This window comes from uncultured Tissierella sp., assembly GCF_902479755.1.
GTDB classification, from domain to species: Bacteria; Bacillota; Clostridia; order Tissierellales; family Tissierellaceae; genus Tissierella; species Tissierella carlieri.
Genome location: NZ_CABSQO010000024.1, coordinates 1 through 24,022, shown reverse-complemented (window position 1 = coordinate 24,022; position 24,022 = coordinate 1). Strand labels below are relative to the sequence as shown.

22 protein-coding genes are annotated in these 24,022 nt (G+C 31.1%); 3 read left to right on the top strand and 19 right to left on the bottom strand.

Annotated elements, in window-relative coordinates:
• Positions 1-40: 40 nt before the first annotated feature.
• The 5 genes from RDK80_RS13105 to RDK80_RS13085 form a co-directional block, all read right to left on the bottom strand.
• Positions 41-1,897, bottom strand: a complete 1,857-nt coding sequence (locus tag RDK80_RS13105) for an ABC transporter ATP-binding protein (protein WP_216556308.1) — start codon at positions 1,895-1,897, stop codon at positions 41-43.
• Positions 1,894-4,140 (bottom strand): ABC transporter ATP-binding protein, encoded by a 2,247-nt coding sequence (locus RDK80_RS13100; protein WP_216556311.1) that lies wholly within the window; start codon positions 4,138-4,140, stop codon positions 1,894-1,896. Before RDK80_RS13100 ends, RDK80_RS13105 begins: the two co-directional genes overlap by 4 nt.
• Before the next feature lie 23 nt (positions 4,141-4,163).
• Positions 4,164-4,604 (bottom strand): MarR family winged helix-turn-helix transcriptional regulator, encoded by a 441-nt coding sequence (locus tag RDK80_RS13095; protein WP_216556314.1) that lies wholly within the window; start codon positions 4,602-4,604, stop codon positions 4,164-4,166.
• A gap of 204 nt (positions 4,605-4,808) precedes the next feature.
• The gene (locus RDK80_RS13090; RefSeq protein ID WP_308524519.1) at positions 4,809-6,659 is read right to left on the bottom strand and encodes a M56 family metallopeptidase; all 1,851 of its coding nucleotides are present in this window, start codon (positions 6,657-6,659) and stop codon (positions 4,809-4,811) included.
• The gene (locus tag RDK80_RS13085) at positions 6,652-7,026 is read right to left on the bottom strand and encodes a BlaI/MecI/CopY family transcriptional regulator (RefSeq protein WP_308524518.1); all 375 of its coding nucleotides are present in this window, start codon (positions 7,024-7,026) and stop codon (positions 6,652-6,654) included. Before RDK80_RS13085 ends, RDK80_RS13090 begins: the two co-directional genes overlap by 8 nt.
• 175 nt (positions 7,027-7,201) lie before the next feature.
• On the opposite strand from RDK80_RS13085, the gene RDK80_RS13080 reads away from it, so the two are divergent.
• The 3 genes from RDK80_RS13080 to RDK80_RS13070 all read left to right on the top strand — a co-directional run bounded on the left by RDK80_RS13080 (position 7,202) and on the right by RDK80_RS13070 (position 9,617).
• Positions 7,202-8,671, top strand: a complete 1,470-nt coding sequence (locus RDK80_RS13080) for a polysaccharide deacetylase family protein (protein ID WP_308524517.1) — start codon at positions 7,202-7,204, stop codon at positions 8,669-8,671.
• A 327-nt stretch (positions 8,672-8,998) separates the two neighbouring features.
• Positions 8,999-9,412 (top strand): hypothetical protein, encoded by a 414-nt coding sequence (locus RDK80_RS13075; protein WP_308524516.1) that lies wholly within the window; start codon positions 8,999-9,001, stop codon positions 9,410-9,412.
• A gap of 1 nt (position 9,413) precedes the next feature.
• On the top strand, positions 9,414-9,617 hold the full coding sequence (locus tag RDK80_RS13070) for a helix-turn-helix transcriptional regulator (protein WP_216556329.1): 204 nt from the start codon (positions 9,414-9,416) through the stop codon (positions 9,615-9,617).
• 123 nt (positions 9,618-9,740) lie between these two features.
• Here RDK80_RS13070 and RDK80_RS13065 read toward each other — a convergent pair whose 3' ends face one another.
• The 14 genes from RDK80_RS13065 to RDK80_RS13000 all read right to left on the bottom strand — a co-directional run.
• Positions 9,741-11,162, bottom strand: coding sequence for a HAMP domain-containing sensor histidine kinase (locus RDK80_RS13065; protein ID WP_308524515.1), 1,422 nt, complete (start codon positions 11,160-11,162; stop codon positions 9,741-9,743).
• Entirely contained in the window at positions 11,159-11,845 is a 687-nt protein-coding gene (locus RDK80_RS13060; protein WP_216556335.1) for a response regulator transcription factor, read from the bottom strand. The genes RDK80_RS13065 and RDK80_RS13060 overlap by 4 nt, the downstream gene beginning before the upstream one ends.
• 14 nt (positions 11,846-11,859) lie before the next feature.
• A complete protein-coding gene (locus RDK80_RS13055; protein ID WP_216556337.1) occupies positions 11,860-12,687 on the bottom strand; it encodes a TraX family protein in 828 nt (275 codons plus the stop codon).
• A 484-nt stretch (positions 12,688-13,171) separates the two neighbouring features.
• The gene (locus RDK80_RS13050; RefSeq protein WP_216556339.1) at positions 13,172-14,086 is read right to left on the bottom strand and encodes a hypothetical protein; all 915 of its coding nucleotides are present in this window, start codon (positions 14,084-14,086) and stop codon (positions 13,172-13,174) included.
• Between the two features lie 141 nt (positions 14,087-14,227).
• Entirely contained in the window at positions 14,228-14,419 is a 192-nt protein-coding gene (locus tag RDK80_RS13045; protein WP_216556341.1) for a hypothetical protein, read from the bottom strand.
• Between the two features lie 32 nt (positions 14,420-14,451).
• A complete protein-coding gene (locus RDK80_RS13040; protein ID WP_308524514.1) occupies positions 14,452-16,272 on the bottom strand; it encodes an ABC transporter ATP-binding protein in 1,821 nt (606 codons plus the stop codon).
• Entirely contained in the window at positions 16,262-18,004 is a 1,743-nt protein-coding gene (locus RDK80_RS13035) for an ABC transporter ATP-binding protein (protein ID WP_308524513.1), read from the bottom strand. The genes RDK80_RS13040 and RDK80_RS13035 overlap by 11 nt, the downstream gene beginning before the upstream one ends.
• Before the next feature lie 122 nt (positions 18,005-18,126).
• Positions 18,127-19,422, bottom strand: coding sequence for a HAMP domain-containing sensor histidine kinase (locus RDK80_RS13030; RefSeq protein ID WP_308524512.1), 1,296 nt, complete (start codon positions 19,420-19,422; stop codon positions 18,127-18,129).
• Positions 19,422-20,093, bottom strand: coding sequence for a response regulator transcription factor (locus tag RDK80_RS13025; protein ID WP_308524511.1), 672 nt, complete (start codon positions 20,091-20,093; stop codon positions 19,422-19,424). The genes RDK80_RS13030 and RDK80_RS13025 overlap by 1 nt, the downstream gene beginning before the upstream one ends.
• A 19-nt stretch (positions 20,094-20,112) precedes the next feature.
• A complete protein-coding gene (locus RDK80_RS13020; RefSeq protein ID WP_308524510.1) occupies positions 20,113-21,093 on the bottom strand; it encodes an ABC transporter permease in 981 nt (326 codons plus the stop codon).
• Positions 21,094-21,104: 11 nt separating this feature from the next.
• Positions 21,105-21,284, bottom strand: a complete 180-nt coding sequence (locus RDK80_RS13015) for an ABC transporter permease (RefSeq protein WP_308524509.1) — start codon at positions 21,282-21,284, stop codon at positions 21,105-21,107.
• Entirely contained in the window at positions 21,277-21,966 is a 690-nt protein-coding gene (locus RDK80_RS13010) for an ABC transporter ATP-binding protein (RefSeq protein ID WP_094901777.1), read from the bottom strand. Before RDK80_RS13010 ends, RDK80_RS13015 begins: the two co-directional genes overlap by 8 nt.
• Positions 21,966-22,841 (bottom strand): HlyD family efflux transporter periplasmic adaptor subunit, encoded by an 876-nt coding sequence (locus RDK80_RS13005; RefSeq protein ID WP_308524508.1) that lies wholly within the window; start codon positions 22,839-22,841, stop codon positions 21,966-21,968. The genes RDK80_RS13010 and RDK80_RS13005 overlap by 1 nt, the downstream gene beginning before the upstream one ends.
• A 417-nt stretch (positions 22,842-23,258) precedes the next feature.
• A partial coding sequence (locus RDK80_RS13000; protein WP_374041672.1) for a phosphoribosylaminoimidazolesuccinocarboxamide synthase occupies positions 23,259-24,022 on the bottom strand: 764 nt, incomplete at its 5' end.

Genomic DNA, 24,022 nt, shown 5'->3' with positions numbered 1-24,022 from the left:
TTATTTATACCCTTAAAGAGTGATTATTATTTAATATTTCTTAAGCTGCAAACTGACTATTATAAAGCTCTGCATAGAATCCACTTTTTTGTAAAAGCTCCTCATGGCTACCTTGCTCTACAATATCTCCATCTTTCATAACAAGTATCAAATCTGCATCTCTTATAGTTGAAAGCCTATGGGCAATTATAAAGCTAGTTCTTCCTTTCATAAGATTCTCCATAGCTTTCTGTATCAATACTTCTGTCCTAGTATCTACAGAAGAAGTTGCTTCATCTAAAATAAGAATCTTAGGATCTGAAAGGATTGCCCTTGCTATGGTTAAAAGTTGCTTTTGTCCTTGAGATATATTATTAGCTTCTTCATTTATTACCATATTATATCCATCTGGCAAAGTCTGTATAAATCTATGGGCATATGCAGATTTGGAAGCTCTTATTACTTCATCCTCTGTAGCATCTAATCTACCATATCTTATATTATCCATTATGCTTCCGCTAAATAACCATGTATCTTGAAGAACCATGCCAAAATTATCTCTTAGATCTTCTCTCGTAAAATCATTTATATCATAACCATCTATGAGTATTCTACCTTCATTTAAATCATAAAATCTCATTAGAAGTTTAACTATAGTAGTCTTACCTGCTCCTGTAGGTCCTACTATAGCAACCTTCTGTCCTGGTTTTATATCTGCTGAGAAATTATTGATTATTATCTTGTCTTCATTATATCCAAACTTAACATTCTCAAATGTTACGCTTCCCTCAACTTCTTCTAGTTTAACAGGTACTTCTGATTCCTTAATTTCTTCATCTTCTCCTAAGAACTCAAATACTCTTTCTGCTGCAGCAACTGTAGATTGCAGTACATTGGATATTTGTGCAACCTGTGCTATAGGCTGAGTAAAACTTCTTATATACTGAATAAATGAAAGTATATCTCCTACTTCTATGGTCTTTCTAATAGCATACCATCCACCTAGAATTGAAACTGCTACATAGCCTATATTCCCAATAAAAGTCATAATTGGCATCATCATTCCAGAAAGAAATTGTGCTTTCCAAGCAGAATTATAAAGTTCTCCATTAATCTTACTAAATTCTTCAATTACTTCGTCTTCTGCATTGAAAGCTTTCATTATATTATGACCACCATAAACTTCTTCTATATGACCATTAACTTGACCAAGAGACTTTTGCTGTGCTCTAAAGTATTTTTGAGATTTCTTAACTACTGTCATGACCAAAATCATAGAAATAGGCAATATCAGTACAGCTGCAATAGTCATTTGCCAAGATATAGAGAGCATCATAATAAGAATACCAACTAAAGTAGTAGCTGAAGTTATTATATTACTCATACTTTGGTTTAATGATTGGCTCACTGTATCTACATCATTTGTGACCCTTGATAATACATCACCATGGGATACACCATCAAAATATTTAAGAGGGAGTCTATTAACCTTTTCAGATATTTCCTTCCTTAAATTATAACTTACCTTCTGTGCTACGCCTGTAACAATAAGTCCTTGTATAAAGGAAAACAATGCAGATATTATATATAGCCCTATTAAAAGTAGAATTATATTCAATATATACTGAAAGTCTATTCCTCCGCCTTCTACTCCGGATATCTTTGATATAATTCCTTCAAATATTTCAGTTGTAGCCTTACCAAGTATTTTAGGTCCTACTATGGAAAAAGCAGTACTTCCAATAGCAAATATCATAACTATAATTAGTTTTAATTTATAGGGTCTTAAATAGTTAAGAAGCTTTGAGAAAGTCCCTTTGAAATCCTTAGGTTTTTCAAATCTACCTCCCATTCCCCCCATTGGGCCATGACCCATTGGTCCTCCTCGCCTCTGATTTTTTACATTTCTTTCACTCATATTGCTAATTCCTCCTCTGATAGCTGGGACAAGGCAATTTGTCTATAAACATCACAATTCTTTAAAAGTTCACTGTGAGTTCCTATACCAACTATTCTTCCTTCATCTAAGACTACAATATTTTCAGCATTCATTATAGTGTTAATTCTCTGTGCAACTATTAGTATAGTTCTATCTTGAATTTCTTCACCCATTGCCTTTCTTAAAGCAGCATCTGTTTTAAAATCTAGAGCTGAAAAACTATCATCAAAGATAAATATTTCTGGTTTTTTAACTAATGCTCTAGCAATTGAAAGTCTTTGTCTTTGACCTCCAGAGACATTAGTTCCTCCTTGAGATATTTCAGAGTAAATTTTATTCTCCTTTTCATCTATAAATTCTTTGGCCTGTGATATTTCTATAGCCTTTAAGACATTTTCATCATCAACACCAGCATTCCTACCATATTTTAAATTACTTTCTATAGTTCCTGTGAATAAAATACCCTTTTGAGGAACATATCCTATTCTTTCTCTTAAATCATGGAGTTTTATATTTCTTATGTCTATACCATCAAGAAGAATCTCTCCCTCTGTAACATCATAAAATCTTGGTATTAAATTTATAAGAGTTGACTTTCCACTTCCTGTACTTCCAATAAAGGCTGTAGTTTCTCCAGGTTTTGCCGCAAAAGATATATCTTTAAGAACATATTCTTCTGCTCCAGGGTATTTAAAACTTACATTCTTAAACTCCAATAATCCCTTTATATCTTTATTCAATTCTTTAGAATTTATAGGATCTTTAATTGTAAGCTCCTTATCCAATACTTCTGAAATCCTCTGTGCTGATACGGAAGCTCTTGGAAGTATTATTGAGATCATTGATATCATAAGGAAGGACATGATTATCTGCATTGTATATTGCATAAATGCCATCATATCTCCAACTTGTATTACACCATTATCTATTTCATGTGCTCCTACCCATATGATTAATAGCATAATGACATTCATAATAAGCATCATAGTAGGCATCATCATAGTCATTACCCTTGATACAAAAAGATTAGTCCTTGTTAAATCATTATTTGCATTGTCAAATTTCTTTTCTTCAAATCTTTGAGTATTAAAAGCTCTAATTACCATCAATCCATTGAGTGATTCTCTCATTACAAGATTAACCTTATCTACAAGCTTCTGTAGCTTCTTAAATCTTGGCATAGCTATGGTAAAGAGAACTATAACTAGTGTAAGGATAGCTATAACTCCTACTGCAATTATCCAAGCCATTGAGGTATTTGTTCTAAGAGCTCTTATAATTCCACCTACTCCTAGAATAGGAGCATAAAATACTATCCTAAGCATCATCATACTAAACATTTGTACCTGCTGTATATCATTTGTACTTCTGGTTATCAATGAAGCAGTTGAAAAATCATCAAATTCTCCATTGGAGAATGCAGTTACTTGTCTAAATACCTTATCCCGTAAATTTCTGCCTAGACTAGCAGATACCCTAGCAGATATAAATCCAACACCTATGGATGCTACCATGCTTAAAAGTGCAATTAGTAGCATTATTCCGCCTATATATAGAATATAATTAGATTGAAACTTATTCATATTTAATCCTATAACCTCATACTCTGATTTAACATAGTTAATAGCGGATTGGTTTATCATAGTTTCTGGTAGGTTTTTAAATTGTTCTTCAATATCACTTTTCATAGCATCAAACTGTTCCTCTGGTAAATTCTTTAATACCATAAAAGGATCTGTTCCCTCTGGAAGATTGGCAAAAGGATTCTTCTCTTTATTTTCTGCAGCGATTCCTTGAGGAGCTTCATTTTCAATTCCCCATATAATAAGCATTGATTTACCTAAAAAGGAATTCATCTCCTCTATGTCTTCCTTAGATTTCGTATTTAAAATATATAAATCTTGTTTTTCTAAAGCAGGATATTTCTCTAAATAATCCTTATATTCTTTTTCTGATAAATTTTCTTTGTTTATAAGTCTGTAGCTACTATCTACAAAAACTTTTTCATTATTACTTAAAAATATTTTAATCTTTTCCATTTCTGAAGCCCTAATTACTTCAGGTGCTACATCTTTTATTCCACTTTGCTGTATTCCTACATTTACTATACTTGACATATAGTCAGGAAGAGCTAATTCAGTACTGGCTTGAAATAAAAGCAACACTATAATAATTACTATGGATATAGTAAATGGCTTAAATTCTTTAAATAACTTTAACATATTTCCCTCCTAAGTCCAATTTATTATTTCTCACTACTTACCTGAAGATTATCTCTAACTTGCAATAATAATCTTCTTAGAATTACTTTCTCCTCTACTGTAAAACTTCCAAAACATTCTTTTTCTAAGTTCCACATCACATCTTTGGCTTTTTTACAAATCTTTTTTCCTTTTTCGGTAATATAAACTCTAGATATTCTTTGATCATCTGTATCTTGTCTACGCTCCACTAAATTTGCCTTCTCCATCCTCTTCAGCATTACCGTTATGGTAGCAGGAGCTACTTTTAATTTATCTGCTAATTCTTTTTGGCTCTGTCCGCCTTCTTTACTTAATATAAAAAGCATAGGGGGTTGCCCTGGATATATTCCTATTTCATCAAGTAGCATGTGAGTACGAATATGGTGGAATCTCAACACTTCCAAGAAAGCAAAATATAAGGAATCTTTATCTATATTCTCCATTTCTCTACCTCCATTTTAGTTAGTCGGCTAAGCATATTATTCATAATACTACTATAATCCTTAATTGTCAATATGTATTTTGTCATATTAAATATATCTTTTTAATATTAGCCGACTAATTAGATTCTTAATCTCATACAATTTTTTGTGATGAATTAAAATCAGCTCAATGACCAAAACCTCCCGCATAAACAGGAGGTTTTTTTAATCCGATACTTGTTCTAATTTATATAGTTCAACAGCCCATATTCCGTCAATTCCTTTTTTAATTGGCTGCACAAGCCTTAGTTCTATGAACTTATTATGACCTTCAAACTCATATCTTATAACTTTGTTATCAATATTATGTTCTATTTTAATTCTATTAGCGTCCTCACTGGAATGCCCTATTGAATCTATAAACTCTAAGGATATAGATAAATAACTGTTTTCCCCTCCATCATCTATAGCTTTTTGTAATTCCTCTAATTTTTCCATGTCAAGTTTAACTGGTATCCATTTTACTTCTGCTGGATTGTTATCAAACTTTCCATCTGAGGCAAATACATACTCACAAATGTTATCTCCCCAAGTAGCTTCTATGCTAAATACTCTACCCGTTGTCCCTATATCACTATCTGATGCAGGGGGATTTTTAAATTTATAAATCCCATTAGTATGATGATTTACAGAAACATCCACAATTGGCAATAGAGATTCTATATAACTTTCTGTTAAATAAGCCATCTTTACTACTACATTATCAGGTTTGGAATCTCCAAAATCAACTGTAATTTCTTCTTCTGGCACTAATCTATGGAGACCTGTTAATATACTTGGCTCACTACTCCAAGCTGCTTGATAGAAAGAAGCTCTATCATAAATCATACCATTCCATTTCGTCTTGAGTATTGTATACACTTCTATTGCTTCAAGGTCTGTTTCGTTAGTGATTATAATTGATGGCGGTTTTGTAGGGATACTAGTCGTTATAGTTTCTTCTTCTATTTTACTAGTAGGATTATAATTATCTTTTCTAACTCCTGAACCTAAATATAATCCTCCAAGTATAACAGCTAAAAGTAAAATCCCTGAGATAAATATAACCATTTTAGACTTTTTATTATAGTTCATAATGGCTATAAGTCTATCCTTTAACATGTTTTTATCCTCACTCATTGTCGCTTGTAGCCTTCCTGAGGAACTTTGGATCTCAGATACTATGGAAATCAGAGTATCTCCATATTCTTGCTTTTCCTTATTGCTTAAATTCTTGATCACAGCCTCATCACAGGATAATTCACATATATGATTAATTTCCTTTCCAATGAAGTGTACCATTGGATTGAACCAATGAATAGATTTAGCTATCATGATAACCCATTTTATCATTATATCAAAACGTCTTAGATGGATAAGTTCATGGAGCAATATATTCTTTAGCTGCTTTTCATTATATTCTCTATCTGGAATTATAATCCTTGGTTTGAATATTCCGATAAGCATGGGAGTACTCACTAATGGATTTCGTAATAAACGAATTTTATTTTTTCCATTAATTAAAGAATTTAATAGTAGATTTTCTTCATCTGTAGCATCTTTGTTTTTTGGCTTTAGATGATTTAAAAATCTTAGATAACCTATTGTATTAATAGTTAAAGTAATTATTGCTCCTAATAGATATATGTAAAATATATGATAACTAAGTCTCTGAAACATGTCCTTAAAGTCTCTATTATGATCGGCATCAAAATTATAAACTCCACTTTTTACATTCTCTTTTACATTGGGAGTCTCAAAGAAATTATTTTGTTTAAAGCTTTCGTTACTAATTGATTGTATTTCTTTTTTAGAAGGTAATTGTGTTTGTATACTCTTATTGTAGAAGACCCTATTCATAATACTTTCTTCAAGGGAAAATGGTAAGATTAGTCTAAATACCACTACAATCCAAACATAATATTGGATAGACTTAGATAGCCTATTCTTTATAAAAGGTTTAATTGCAAATAATATCAATGCTAAAATACTTCCTGATAAAGAAAGAGATAGAATTAGTCTAAGTACATCATTCATCATTTTCACCTACTTTAAACATCTTCTGTAACTCTTCAATATCCTTTTTATTAAGTTTTTTATTATCTAATAGAGATGCTACTAAGTTCTTTGCGCTACCATTATATAATTTATCAATTAAATCTTGAGTCGTATATTCATTATATTCTTCCTCTGTGACTAACGGCTTATAATAAAATACTTCCCTTTTTGTTGCTTGAACTACATCTTTTTTTACGAGCCTACGAAGTAAAGTTTTTATTGTAGAGCTTTCCCAATCAGTGGTTTCTTCAAGAGATTTTCTTATATCAGTGATACTAAGCTCACGACCTGCCTCCCACAATACACGCATTACTACAGCTTCAGAATCAGTTATTCTTGATATCATCTTCATCCCTCCAGTTTACATTTGTAACCTTTATTATAGTTTACGCCTGTAACCTATAATTGTCAATATAGATAAGTTGAAATGTTACTGAATTGTAAACTATTTTGTTACTGAATTGTAAACCGCTCTTCGACAATTTCCCCTATAATATTACTACATAGAGGGGGTTGACATAATGAAGAAAATATTAAGTTTCATTCTTTTACTATTTATTACAATTAGCCTAATTAACTATATTAAAAAAGATACTGCTCCTATCTATTCGGATAATTTAATCCTAGAGGAAGAAATGGATACTCCATTGCAAACCAGTATAACAAGAACAAAAAGAAAAGATTTAGGTGAGGTTGAAACTATAATTGAATATGGTGACTATTCTTCACTTGCTGCACATTATCCTATATTTGGTATAGACTCAATCGATAGTACCATTAAAGATATGGTACAAGGTTATATTGACAATTTCTATAGAGAAGTTGAGAATAACATCTCCAATAGGAAGTTGAAATCCGAGTTAAATATAGATTTTGACATGTATATTACACAGGATGATATAGTAAGCTTAAAGTTTTCAATTATGGAGAGTATGAGCTACAATGCTCATCCTAATAATTCAATTCAAACCTTTGTAATCAATTTAGGAAAAGAAGAGTTTGTTTCATTAGATGACATATTTAAAGGTGAATATTTATCAATGTTATCTGAAATAATTATTAATCATTTCAGTGATGATGAAGAGTATAAGGAGTATATAGAAACAGATCTCTTTAAAGAAAAACTAGCTTCTGCTAAAGACAACTTAGATAAGTTTGTTGTACAAGAAAATAGCATAATCCTATTTTTCGAGAAATATGAGCTGTTTGCAGGGTCATTTGGGGAACAAGAAGTAGAGATCTCATATAGGGATTTAAGAGGTTTTTTAAAAAAAGAACTTGAAGATTTAGTTGAGGAACCATTAAATCCAATTGTAGAGGAAAATGACATTGAGAAGCCTAAAGAAATTATAGAGGAAGAAACTAGGATAATTGATCCAGAGAAGCCAATGGTAGCCCTTACATTTGATGATGGACCAAATGGGAAAACTACTATACCTATATTGGATACCTTAGAAAAATATAATTCAGTGGGAACATTCTTTGTATTAGGAAATAGAGTATCCCATAATAAAGAGATTTTAGAAAGAATGATTGCAGAAGGAAGTGAAGTTGGTAATCATACCTATAACCATAAAAAATTAACAAGTCTATCAATAAAAGATGTGGAATGGCAAATAAAATCTACACAGGATATAATATTTGATACTATTTCCATCACACCAAAAGTAATGAGACCAACCTATGGAGCTTATGATGACACTCTGAAATCAACTTTGGATATGCCAATGATCCTCTGGTCAATAGACACCTTAGACTGGAAGTACCGGGATACAAATAGAGTTGTGAAAAGTATCTTAGATAATGTAACTGATGGGGATATAATACTAATGCATGATCTTTATGAAAGCACTGCAAATGCAGTAGAAAAAGTTGTCCCTGAATTAATAGATAGAGGATTCCAGTTAGTCACAGTTAGCGAATTATATGAAGCTAGAGGTAAGACATTGGAAAGTGGTAAAACATATAATCATGTTCATAAAAATAGATAAGGTATTTATAATTAGTGGCATTATATTATTTACTTTTATAGTTTCACAGAGAAGGGTCTTAAACCATTCTCTTATATTTTAGGATAAAACAATCTATGAACTTATCTTCCTTGATATCAGATGGTAATGGAGTTTATAAGGTTATTAATAGAGAACAGTTAATAATAGACGACTTTAGCCTTGAGTATACTCTAACAGTCTTTTCTATTATTGTAAGGAGATCTATAAATGTTATAAATATTTAACATAAAAACCTTGACTAATTTCCCTCCGTGTTATATATTTATAACATAGAGGTTATAAATATATAACACGGAGGAGATAATTGTGGAAAAGAAAAAAATTAATTTAGTGACACAATACGGATTAAAAGCATTGCTAATACTTGGGATATTGACTTTATATGTTGCAAGCAGGGAAAATTTTGGTTTCAAACAATACGAACCTATTATCTCAAAATTCTATTATATAGGATTAATATTTTATGGTCTTATTGGATTAATAAGAAAAGATGAAAAAGTTGACGAATCGGCTGAAAGGATATTAGGCAAAGTAAATCAAATATGCTTAAATGTTGCTATTTCAGGACTAGTAATATTGATGATTCTCGTAGGAGCTCCGATGTACAAAGAAGTAAATCTTTCTAGGGATATGATTGGATTATTTATGTTAATTTTATTATTTATAATCACCAGTCTAAAACCAGTTTTATTTCACCATTTTGACAGGAAGGGGTTCTAAGATGCCCACTTTAAAAACCAATTTAAAAGAATACAGAGAAAATAAAAATATGAAACAAAGTGAACTTGCAGAATTAGTTGGTGTTCGCCGTGAAACAATCGTGCATTTAGAAAACGGAAAATATAACCCTTCCTTAAAACTTGCTATGGATATTGCAAAGATATTTGGAGTTACTGTAGAAAAGTTATTTGAATTTGTAGACTAAAATTATCATATAAGCAATATATACTTTTCTATTCAATAATTTCTCACGACTGCCTTTTTTCACTATTCTCCCATGATCTATTATCATAATTACACCTATATCCTCATAAGGATATAGGTGTAATTATTGCATTGGCTTTATATCAAATTCAATAATTCCTCCCTTTGGGTTATTATTCTCAGCTTTAATATTTCCACCATGTTTTTCTACTATAGTCTTGGCTATATACATACCTAAGCCAGAATGTCCCGTTGTAAATGAACGAGATTTATCTCCCCTATAAAATTTATTGAAAATATTTTTTAAATCTTCATTACTAAAACCTTTTCCAGTATCCATGATGGAAAATTTTATTTTATCATCTTTACATAAGATATTTAGCTTTATAGACTCACCCTTCTCTGTATATCTAATGCTATTGGACATAATATTATCTAATACTTGCTCTATTGATTTAATATCAAATTTATCTATAAATCTTTTTTCTCTTAGATCTATAATATCTACTTTAAAGTAAACTCCTTTTTCTTGGCATAATAGGTTGTAATCCTTTTCCTTTAACTCTAAAAATTCTATAATATTAATCTCTATAGGTTGTAAAGTAAAATTGGGATTTTCAATATTAGATATTTTATTCATATCCTCTAATAAGGCTAAAGCCCTTTCATTATTTCTTTTAATTACTTCTATATAATCCTTAAACTTATCTCCCTCAATGGCACCATCTATTAATGCTTCTGAATAGGTATTTATAATAGTAAGGGGAGTTTTTAAATCATGAGCAATATTTGCTATACTCTCTTGTCTCTTCTCCTCTAAATCCCATTGTTTTATTAAAGAATCTTTAAGATTAATCCTCATATCTTCAAAAGCATCACAAAGTCTTCCAAGTTCATTATTTTCTTTATAATCTATAGAGAAATCTAAGTCCTTATTCTTAATTTTTTCTGATCCTTCCATCAATAGATTAATAGGTTTTACTAGATTTTTAGCCAATTTTTTGGAGTAAAATATTGTAAAAACCACTATATATAAAAAGGGAATAAATATCATCAAATTATTCAATTTATATAGTAAATAATTATTTATCTTTGGAGTGCTCCTAAGCTGGTATTTTAATATAATTGCACCTTTAATATCATTATCCTTATTAAAAATAGGTACAACTTTAGCAAAGTTATTATTTCCCAATCTTAAAACAGAATTTAAATTTTCATATAGTTTTCTTTTATTTTTGACTAAAGAATTTTTAATACTTCCATATATTAAATTCCCCTCATTATCTAAAACTTGATATAATATTCCTTCACTTGGTACGATTCTATTCATTTCGCCCTCAAATTTTTTATCTAAAACAGCTTCATATTTTTCGTTAATCTCATAAATAATCCTAGACAATTGATTTTCGTAATAATTAGCTGGGTATTGAATATAATCAAAGGTTTTAAACCATATTATAAAGCTTATTATAGATAGGATAAGACTTAAAACAATTATCTTTATAAAAGCTACTATAAATTGATATTTCAAACTCTTATCTTTCATGATTTTACATCCCATTTATAGCCAATACCCCAAACGGTAGCTATATATTGATTATCTTCTTCAATAGCCGAGATTTTAGATCTAATCTTTTTGATATGTTCTGTAACAGTAGAGGTGCATCCCATGCCATCAAATCCCCAGACTCTTTCATATATTTGTTCTTTTGAAAAAACTTGTCCTGGATAAAGAGCTAGGAGTTCTACTATTTCAAACTCTTTTTTAGTAAGATTTAAGTCTTCATCATTAATTTTTACAGTCATTCCCTTTATATCTATCTTTAAGTTTTTAAATTGTAAACAATTTTCAAGTCCTTTATTCACATATCTTTTTTCTCGTCTTAGGTGAGCCTTAACTCTTATAACCAGCTCTTTTAGACTAAAAGGCTTTGTTATATAATCATCTCCACCGATAGCTAAACCCTTTATTTTGTCAGCTTCTGAATCTTTTGCGGATAAAAATAAAATGGGACAAATCACATTGTCACGAATTGCATTACATACGTTAAAGCCATCTATATCAGGCATCATAATATCTAGGATTATTAAATCGGGCTTCTTTTTAGATAATTCAATTCCATCAAATCCATTATATGCAGTTAATACATTATAGCCATTACTTTCCAATACGTCTTTTATTACCATAACAATATCTGGTTCGTCATCGATAATAAGAATTGTTTCCATGATTGCCTCCAATTTTAATATATAAATTTATATAATAAGAAAGACAGAGTATACAATATATATATATGTGCAGGATAAAATATATAAAATAAATGCTTCATAGATTTGCCTTTTTCTCCATTATATAAAAATATAAAAATTAATGCAAAAGCACTCATCCACTCATAATAATCAGTAAACATAAGCTTTAAGCTAATGGGTCTAATATAAGCTAGAGGTAAACCTAACATCCAAGCTAATACAAATATTCCATAAGATATACCTTGCAGTTTTCTGTTTTCTCTAAATATATATAGTATAATGCCCGCTATAATTAAATGTAATCCTCCTTCAACTAATAATGGAGAAGGAATAAGAGTAGATACTAGTAAATAAGCATATGGCATCATTGCTTTTGGCAAGAAATAAAAACTATAGCTTATTATAAATGGTAATAAGATTAAGCCAATACCTTTGAACAACTTTTTCTCTCTTATGCAGTCTATTCCTATAAACATAATAATTAAAATTACAAAGGTTGAAAATATACCATTAGCAGGATAGAATCCATCCCCTCTTTGCAGCTGAGGAAAAATCTGAATTAAATATTTTACAATTCCCATAAAGACAGACATTAAATATATTCTTGTAAAGTATTTTTTCTTATTCGACGTATGAGTATAACCTTCCACCATTGTAAACAAAAACAATCCTGCTGCCAATCTCCCAATCCACGAAAATATAACTGGAACTTTACCTGTAAATTCAAAAAAATAATGAATATGATCAAGTAACATAAATATAAGAGCTAAAAATTTAATTTCAAATCCTGTAAGTCCTTTTTTAGTTTTTTCTAAAGTCATTTTAATTCCTCCTTATAAATTCTATATATAATCTACCATCCAATTATAAAGAATTTATAAAGTTTATATAAAAAATGCTTCTAAAGAATCCTTTTTTAGCCACTGTATAAGCAACTTGCACGAAATTAGAGATTTCGGCAATCTGCTTAAAACTCAATTAAGTCAAATTCTAAAATAAAAAATAGAAAAAAGGAATTAATGAAAATGGATATATTATTGATTAGAAAAATTATTTTTTATGTGAGGTCTATATTGACGAAGGTTTTGGAGTCCATAAAAATAATGGGCAGAAAGTTTTAATTCTTGATTATTATATACCTTGTATCAAGCGTTTTTCGAAATAATATGAATTCAAATAGTCTTGGACTTTAATTTAAAATTGGACCTCTTAGAATCCTATCACTGCTAGTTTACTCTTATGTCAGGCATAATTTAAAAAACCTCCACTATTAAGTTAGTGAAGGCTTCTTATATTGAGTAAAATCTACGGCATTGGATTATCAAATGCAGTAATTGTAATATTGGCCTGAGGTCCTGTTATTGAGAGTCCGACACTGGCACCAGTGAAATTAACAATCCTTAGGGTAGAAGGAGCAGCACCTACTTCAATTATTGCCGAAGATGAAATAATTCCAGTTACTATTGGACTTACAAAAGCTCCATATTCCGATCCATCTATCTCAAGGGCAAAAACAGGGGTTTGGATTCCATCTACTCCATCAATTGCAATGGACCAGTTTATTAAATATGTTCTATTAGGAGAAAGTGTGAATTCACCTGTTGCAGAATTATACGAAATATTATTTGAATAATACTCAAAATTAAATAATATTGGGTCTCCATCTGATATTATTATTTGAGGACTTGTTGAACTGCTCACTAAGGCCTCCATTATTCCTCCTGACAATCCTGCTGGTCCTGTTGGTCCCTGCGGCCCTATTGGTCCCTGTGGACCCACTGGTCCCTGTGGTCCTACTGGCCCCTGTGTCCCTTCTGGCCCTTGTGGTCCTACTGGTCCCTGTGGTCCTACTGACCCCTGTGGTCCTTCTGGTCCCTGTGGTCCTGCTGGCCCTTGTGCCCCCTGCGGTCCCTGTGGTCCTACTGGCCCTTGTGGTCCTGCTGGTCCTTGCGGTCCTTCTGGCCCTTGTGACCCTTGTGGCCCCTGCGGTCCTTCTGGCCCTTGTGACCCTTGTGGACCTGTTGGTCCTGAATGGCAACAAGTACACGGTAAACATGCCCAAAACCAATTATTACACGGACAAGGTTTTCTATATATATTGGAACGATTCGAACGATAATTATTATAAGACCTTGGTATAACATAGGAACTTGATTCTATATCCATATTTTCATGGCAGGACGATTGATTGTTTAAAGTCGTATTTTCTTCAAAATACATAATTAGATACTCCCTCTCTCTTATTTTATCATGACATAAGATTATATTGAGATTGAAAGCTAAACAAAATCAATTTGTTACAATCTTAATAACAATATATGTTAAATTATTTTTCTATGTGACATAAAGTTTATCTGTGAATTACACTTGTGATCCAAGTATATAAATCTCTATTCTTTCGATTTTTATATCCATCTTTGCAGCACTCATTATCTCTATGAAAGATACACCAACTATATTTCTTATTGATTTAATATCATTTTTCGTTGCATTTAGCCTATTACTTATGAATATCCATAATAATGTAAAATAAAGGAGTATGTTAAATAACATACTCCTTCTTACAACTTTATAAGATTGTTTTATTAAATACTCTCGTTGGCAAATTGGCTTTGATATAAATTATAGTAATATCCTTTTCTTTCTAGCAGTTCTTCATGACTACCTTTTTCAACTATCTCTCCATGGTCTATTACCATAATTATATCTGCATCTTTAATTGTAGAAAGTCTATGAGCAATAATAAAAGTTGTTCTATTCTCCATTAGTTTTACCATTGCCTCTTGAATTTTTAATTCTGTTCTAGTATCTACAGAGGATGTTGCTTCGTCCAGTATCAGTATAGAAGGATTAGATAATATTGCCCTTGATATAGCCAATAGCTGTCTTTGTCCTTGGCTTAAATTGGTTCCTCCTTCATTTAGATATGTCTCATATCCACTTGGCAGTTTATTTATAAAATCATCAATTCTTGCGAGTATCGCTGCCTTTTCTATCTCCTCATCTGTAGCATCTAATTTCCCGTATTTTATATTTTCCTTTATAGTTCCCGAGAATAGATAAGTATCTTGCAGCACCATACCGAATATTCTTCTTAAAGTATCCTTTTGATAATCTTTAATATTCACTCCATCTATTAATATCTCACCTTTATCTATATCGTAAAATCCAGTTAAAAGATTGACTATGGTAGTCTTTCCTGCACCGGTAGGTCCCACTAATGCGATATTGGTTCCAGGCTCTACTTGGAAAGATATATTTTTTAAAACTGGTTCGTTCTTTTCATATTCAAATGTAACATTTTTAAATTCTACTTCTCCTCTTATTTCTTTTCCCACTATTGCATTAGGAGAATCTTCCCTTTCTTCCTCTTCATCTAGTATTTCAAAAACTCTTTCAGCTCCTGCTATACCTGATTGTAATGTATTAAATGTATTTGCTAATTCATTTAATGGTCTTGTAAATTGCTTTGAATAAGAAATAAAACTAGCTATAACCCCTACAGAAATAGTTCCTTTTACAGCTAATGCTCCTCCAAATATAGCTATAACTCCAAATCCAAAATTATTTATTACATTCATAAGGGGCATAATATATCCCGACCAAATCTGTGCCTTTACTCCTACATCTCTTAAAATATCATTTTGTTCTTTAAATTCATCTATTACTTTCTCTTCATTGTTGAAGGCTTTTACTACGTGAATCCCTGCTATTGATTCTTCAATATGCCCATTTAATCTACCCAATGTTTTTTGTTGCTCTCTAAATAATAGCTTTGTTTTACTAGCAATCACTTTAGTCATAAAATATACCATGGGTACAGTTATTAAGCTAGCCATAGTCATAAGGGGACTTAAATAGATCATCATGACTAAAGAACCTATTATATTCACTACTGATACCATAAGCTGCACCGTTGTTTGAGATATAGTAGTACTTACATTGTCAATATCATTAGTTAATCTGCTCATAATCTCCCCATGAGTATGGATATCGAAGAACATAATGGGCAAGGACTGAAGCTTTTCAAATAATTTTTCCCTTAAATTATATACAATTCTTTGGGCTATCCCTGCAACAATATATTCTTGCAAGAATGTAAGGACATTATCCAGTATATATACAGATAATAATATCAATATAATAAATCTTAAGTTTTCAAATTCTACTAAGGACTTTCCCGGAAATATAGCATCTATAGCCTTCCCTATTAAGAAAGGAACAGATATACCTAATAGTCCAGAAGCAAGTATTAATAAAAAAGTTATAAAAAGCTCCTTCTTTTCCACTTTGAAAAAACTCCATAATCTACTCAAGGTATGACTTATATCTTTTGCCTTTTCTGCAGACACTCTAGCAGGGCCTGCAATGCCTGCGGGGCCTGTTCTTCTCTGTCTAGGATCCAAAATCTTCTGCCCCCTTTCCTAATTGAGAATAATAAATATCTTTATATACTTCACAATTTCTCATAAGTTCTTGATGTGCTCCTTGACCAACTATCTTTCCTCTATCCAGTACAAGAATTTTATCTGCATCCATTACAGATGTTATTCTCTGAGCAATTAATATGGTAGTAGTATCCTTTAGATACTCCTTCAATCCTTGCCTTATCTTCCTCTCAGTAATTAAATCTACTGCTGATGTACTATCATCTAAAATCAATATACTTGGCTTTTTTATAAGAGCTCTGGCTATTGATATTCTCTGCTTTTGTCCTCCTGATAGATTTACTCCACCTTGCCCTAAGTAAGTATTATATCCTTCATTGAAGGAGAGAATAAAATCATGAGCATTAGCTATTTTTGCAACCTTTTCTATATCTTCAATTGTTGCATTTTCATCTCCCCATCTAATATTATCTTTTATGGTACCTGTAAATAATAGAACTTTTTGGGGAACTATGCCAACTTTCTCTCGTAAATCGGAGATATCTATATCCTTTACGTCCATACCATCAATTTTTATCTTTCCTTTATCTACATCATAAAATCTTGGTATCAAGTTAATTAAAGTAGATTTACCTGAACCAGTTGAACCAATAATTGCCAAAGTTTCTCCTGGATTTATAAAAAAGTTTATGTCCTCTAATACATATCTACTAGAGCTATAATATTTAAAATATACATTTTCAAATTCCAATCTTCCCTTTACATTATTAAATATAATGGGATTTTCTTTAACAGTTATAGTATTCTCTGCTTCAAATACCTCTCCTATTCTCTCAGCAGAAGCTCTAGCCCTGATAAATATATTCAATATCCTTGTCATCATTATAAGGGAAAATAGGACTTGAGTCATATAATTTACAAAGGCCATTATCTTTCCAACTTCCATTTGTCCACTATTTACCCTCAGACCTCCAAACCATAGAACTAGAACAATTCCTATATTAACCACTAAAGTCACAACAGGATTAAATACTGCAACTACTCTCATACCTTTGAGAGTAATATCTTTCAAATCATCATTTACCTTTCTAAAACGAATTTTTTCATATTCAAATCTATTAAATGCCTTCACGACTCTAATCCCAGCTAGATATTCTCTCATCACTCCATTGACTCTATCCAAGGATTTTTGGATTTTGGTAAATATTGGGTAGGATACCTTTAAATTTAATGAAATAATAGTAACAACAATTGGAACAACTCCCAATAATATAAGAGCCATTTTAGGATTCAATAAAAATGCCATTATCACAGAACCTATTCCAAGAACTGGAGCCTTTACGAATATTCTCATCATACCATGGGAAAAGTTTTGTATCTGATTTACATCATTAGTAAGTCTAGTAATTAAAGAAGCATCTTGAAAACCATCTATATTATCAAAGGAAAATCCTTGTATTTTAATATATAAGTCCTCTCGAAGATCGGCTCCGAAACTTTGACTTACCTTGGAGGAAACAATATTTCTAATGACCGCAAAAGTAGCTCCTAAGGCAGTCATGAAAAACATCAATCCTCCTAATTTAAAAACATAGTTCATATCTCCTCTTTTTACGCCATTATCGATTATCTTTGACATAATAGTAGGTTGAATTAAGTCTCCTGTGGTTTCAAGGATTATAAATGTAAGAGCTATTAGAAATTGCTTTTTATATTTTTTTATATACTTTCCTAAATAACTTATATTCATCTCTATTGTCACTCCCCAATTAGTCTTTATTCTATTATAATATTTAGGCACTCGAAATACAATTGAAAACTGAGTTATTAATAACTCAGTTCTTAATCTTCTACCTCTATTCTTCTCTATATCTATAACTTTACTATTATCTTTGTTCCCTTTTTCAAGCTATTATCTAGTGATATTTCTCCTTGATGAATATCGAGTATTCTTTTAACAATAGAAAGACCAAGACCATTCCCTTCTGTATTCCTTGATTTATCAGCCTTGTAAAATTTTTCAAAAACTCTATCCTGGTCTTCTTTAGATATTCCTGTTCCATTATCCATGATAGAAAATATAATTTTTCCATGTTTCTTATATAATTTAATTTCAATGTTTTCACCATTGGGAGAAAATTTAATAGCATTATCAATTAAATTTATCCAAACTTGATACATTAAATTTTGATTTCCCTTATATTCAACGCTCTCTAAATCTATTTCTAACTGAATATCTTTATCAGACCATTTATTCTCTAATAAAAGAATTGCCTTTCTTATTTGCTCGTCCATTGAAAATTGTTCCATGTAAATAGATACATTCTCACCTTCAATCTTATTTAACATCAATATATTTGTAGCCAACATAGAAAGCCTCTTAGTTTCTTCAATGATTATATCTATATATTCGTTTTTATCTACCTCATTGCAATCCTTTAGAAGTTTTGTGTAGCCCTGTATAGATGTTAAAGGGGTCTTAAATTCGTGAGAAATATTTGATATAAAATCACTTCTAAGGATTTCTATGGATTTCAACTTCTTTGCCATAGTGTTAAAGCTAGATATAAGGGTGTCTATTTCATCCTTTCTGTGGCTCTCAAGGCTTATATTAAAATCACCTGCTGCAACCTTTTCTGTTGCCTTAGTCAATCTTCTAATGGGCTTTACTATCATCTTTCCTACAAATAAAAATATAATACTCCCTATAGCAATAGAGACTATATTTGTAGTCATTATGAAACTTCTCGCATTAAAACCTATATCTTTTAACTTAGGTTTAGCCACTATATAATGGTCCCCTGCTTTAGCTATGACTACTGGCAAAGAAAAAGAGAATTTTTTATGCCCATATCCATTAAATACTAAGATCTTTTCCTTTTCTAATTCAGATTTCATTTCTTCATTCAAATCATATCTTTCTACATCATCAATGAATTTTATATTAATATATATGTCATGAAAAAGTTTTTCTAAATCTTCAATCGAGATTTTTTCATTTTCATATACTTCCTTTATTTTTTCCACAGTATGAACAAGCTGTGATTCTACTTGTGCCTTCAGATTCTGTTCCATACTTAGAGATATAAATATTGAGGACACTATATTGCTTATAATAAAAACACCTATAAAGATTAGTACCAATTGAACATATATTGATTTTTTCATTATTTATGGACCCCTTTGTATCCTAATCCTCTAATGGTTACTATCTCAAATTCTTCAATATCCTTAAACCTTTCTCTAATTCTTTTTATATGGACATCTACGGTCCTTTCATCTGCTTCACTATCAAATCCCCATATATCATCCATTAATTCTTGCCGTGTAAATATTTTCTTTGGATATGATAATAATTTATATAACAGATAGAATTCCTTCTTTGGTAGAATCATAGTTTTTGTTGGAGTCCTTACCTCTAGACTTTCATAGTCAATTACAATATCTCCTATGCTTATATATTTATCTGCAGAAATTTTTGATCGACGAAGTAGAGCTTTGACTCTTAATACCAATTCATCCATATTTATTGGCTTTGTCATATAATCATCTGCCCCTAACTCAAATCCCATCTTTTTATCTGGATAAGTATCCTTTGCAGTTACCATTAGTATTGGCAGATCATACTCAGCTTCCCTAAGTTCTTTCACTAACTCATATCCGTCCATTTTGGGCATCATTATATCAGCTATGATTAAATCTATTTTTACATTATCAAGAATATCTAAAGCTTCTTCACCATTCTCTCCATGGAAAACTTGAAATCCTTCTTTCTTTAGATATATTTCTATTAGTTTTCTTATCTTTTCATTATCGTCGACTAAAAGAATATTAGTCATAGTTACACCACCTTATAATCTATAAGCTCCTTAAAGCATCTATAGGATTCAATTTACTTGCACGTTTAGCCGGCATAAATCCAAATATTATACCTACTATTGCCGAGAAACCCACTGCTAGTATTACTGTCGACATCGTAATTGTTAAACTAAACCCTATATAAATAGAAGCAATATATGCTATAGACATTCCCACTATAAGACCAATTATTCCACCAAAAACTGATAGGAAAATTGCTTCAATAATGAATTGTAGTTGGATACTATTAGGCTCTGCACCTAAAGCCTTTCTTAAACCTATTTCGGAGGTACGCTCCGTAACAGATACTAACATCATATTCATTATTCCAATGCCTCCTACAACTAAAGATATTGAAGCAATGCCCGCAAGAAGAAGTGACATCATGCCAGTAATATCTCCTATAGTAGATATTATATCCTCCATATTGAATATAAAGTAAGAGTTATCTTTATAATTAAATGATTGATTTAAAACTTGTTTTAAATCCTTCATAATAATATCAGATTTATTACTATCAGCCATATATACGTCTACATTAGTTATATTTCTATTACCTAATGTTTTCATAGCTGTAGTATAAGGAATGATAATCGCATCATTAGTTGAAGAAAAAGCAAACTCACTACCTGTATCTAATACTCCAACTATAGTAAAAGTTAAACCATTTATAAGTATACTTTCACCTATTGGCTCTTTTCCTAGGAATAGTTCCTTATTTATGTCACTTCCTATTATAGCAACTTGGCTGCTATTCTCTATGTCTAATATATTTAATTCTCTACCATTTTTCACAAGCTTTTTATTCGTTTTGAAATGAACCTCATTTTTTCCTTCCACGGTAATATCTGTTTTTGTAATACCATTTCCTGCAATAGAAGTTTTCCCTGTTATTGTAGGGGATAGCCCTTTAATATTTTCTATTTTTGTTAATGATTCTAGATCTCTTTCATTAAGTCCTTGCTTTAAAGGTGTCCCCATAGCTTGTATAGTTATTTTATCAGCACTAAAGATGATACTTGTTTAGTCACCTCATTTGTAGCTCCTTGAACTATGGTTATCAATGCTATGATGGAAGCAACCCCAATTATTATCCCAAGAATAGTTAAAAAGGAACGCATTTTGTTATTTATGATGTTGCTCCAGGACATCTTTATGCTGTCTTTAAGCATTGTTTTCACCACCTTCAGATATTCTTCCATCGATAATGTTTAATATTCTATTGCCATAGCTGGCGATATGCTTATCATGAGTAATCATTACAATTGTCCTTCCCTCTTCATTTAATTCTTTGAATAGTTCCATTATCTGTGCTCCTGTTTTTTGATCTAATGCTCCAGTAGGCTCATCAGCTAATAATATTGATGGCTCTGTTACAACTGATCTAGCTATTGCAACTCTCTGTTGCTGTCCTCCTGAAAGTTGAGTTGGCAGATTTGGTAACTTATCCCCCAGCCCTACCCTTTCTAAGATTTTCTTTGCTCTTTTTCGTCTCTCATCAGATGGAACACCAGCATAGATTAGAGGCAATTCTACATTTTGGAGAGTAGACAATCTTGGAAGCAATTGAAAAGACTGAAATATAAATCCTATTTCTTTATTTCTAACCCTTGCTAATTCTTTTTCACTTAAATTTGCGACTTTCTGTCCAGCTAAAATATAGCTGCCAGAAGTAGGTGTATCTAAGCAGCCTATTATATTCATTAGCGTTGATTTTCCAGATCCCGATGGACCAAGAACAGATACAAATTCACCTTTCTTTATCGTGAAACTTACTTTGTTAAGAGCTAAAAATTTCTCATCACCTAAATAATAGGCCTTATCTAAATCTGTTATTTTTAATATTTCATTCATTAATTATCGCCCCCTGAGCGCATTGCTCTAATTCCCCCCGGAGGTCCAAATTCATTTGTTACTTTCTTAGCTATAAATACTTTATCTCCAATATTTATACCTGATTTGACCTCTACATTGACTCCATCAGTGATTCCTAGCTGAATATCTACATTCTCCATAGTTTCATCTTTTTTCATACTTACATATGAGCTATTATCATCTCTAAATCTTATTGCAGTCATAGGAAGTATAGCTGCATTATTTACACTTTCATTTAATACTTTAGCTTCTGCACTCATACCTACTCGAATATCTCCATCATTTTTAATTGAAATAGTTGTATTAAAGAAAGTAACTCCATTCATATACACGCCTTCCTTAGCCACATCTGTAACAGTTCCTTCGAAATCTTTATTTAGAGCATGAATAGTTATATTTGCTTTTGTGTCTTTTTTTATAGCATTTAAGTCATACTCATCTACCTTTACTTTTAGCTGTAAGTCTTTGTAGTCCACAATTTCAGCAATCTTAGTTCCTGGCATCAGCTGTTCATCTTCTTCAACAAAAATATCAAGAACTTCCCCATCTATCTCAGATTTTATATTTACTCCGTTACTAGTCCTATATAGCACATCATCTTTTTTGACTATATCTCCTTTTTTAACTTTAAACTCCTTTATCCGCATAGCTTGATCTGAAAATATGGTTTGTCTATTTTTCGCTTCTATGCTGCCTGAGAAGCTATAGTATGTCCTTATATCTCCTGCTTTTACTTCTACTTCATCTCCTGCAATCTGTTTAGGTGCTCTTATCTTTGATAAGACAAGTATTGCAATTGCTGCGATTACTGCAATTCCTAAAACCCACTTAATTCCTTTGTTTTTTTGTTTCATTCTAATATCACACCTCCATGGTATTTTATATATCAATATTAAATCAGATATATGAACTTAAAATGAACTAATATAATATATCTTAAAGTAACAAAAAATGGCATTCGACCTCTTCCTCTAATATTATTCTAGAATTATTTTTTTTAATACGGACGAATTTACATATTTCCCTAATTTTATTTTTGTTTTACACTACTTTTAAGACATCATATGTAATAATGCTAAATTTTTTAATTTTATGTTAACGATATCACTTTACCGTATTATAATAGTTTTTAGATTTAAAATAGTCTATCAAAATATTATTAAGGTAGTTTTTTTGAAGGTCTAAATCGTATTTGAAAAGAATGATTTATGAGAACTTTTCTATGAACTATAATAAAATCCCTAGACAATTAAAATTGTCTAGGGATTTTATTATTTTAACATTAATTCTTCTAGCTTTAATGGTTCAATATACTCTCCATCTTTATAAGCCCTCATATTTCCACCAGATATTTCATCTATTAGGGCTATATGATTATCATCTCCAACTCTACCAAATTCAAATTTGATATCATATAACTCCATGTTCTTTTTAGCCAACTCATCTTTGACTACCTGACTAATCTTCTTAGTTAAATCAGCTAAGATTTTATACTCCTCTTTAGTCATTATACCTAACATATCTAATCCCTCGTCAGTTATTAAAGGGTCATTTCTATCATCATCCTTTAAAGTAACCTCTACATAGGCGTCCAGTGGCTGTCCCTCTGTTGCGTACATTCCATATCTTCTCATAAAGCTACCTACTGCTCTATATCTACAGATTACTTCCACTCCTTTACCAAACATCTTTGCAGGTAATACTGTCATAGTAGCATTTTCTATATCTGCATCTACGTAATGAGTTGGTATGCCCATATTATTTAATTTCTCGAAGAAGAATTTAGTTAATCTAAGCCCTGCTTTACCTGCTCCTTCTATACTTAATCCTACAGTATTAGCTCCTGGATCAAATACTCCATCTGTTCCTGTCACATCATCCTTAAATTTTAATAAATAGTTTCCATTTTCTAATTCATAAACATCTTTAGTTTTTCCTTTATAGACCAAGTTCATAATTTTAGCTCCTTTATATAAAGTTCGTTTTGTAAACTTAAATGAAAATTGAGGACTCCAACCTCTGTATGGTACAATGT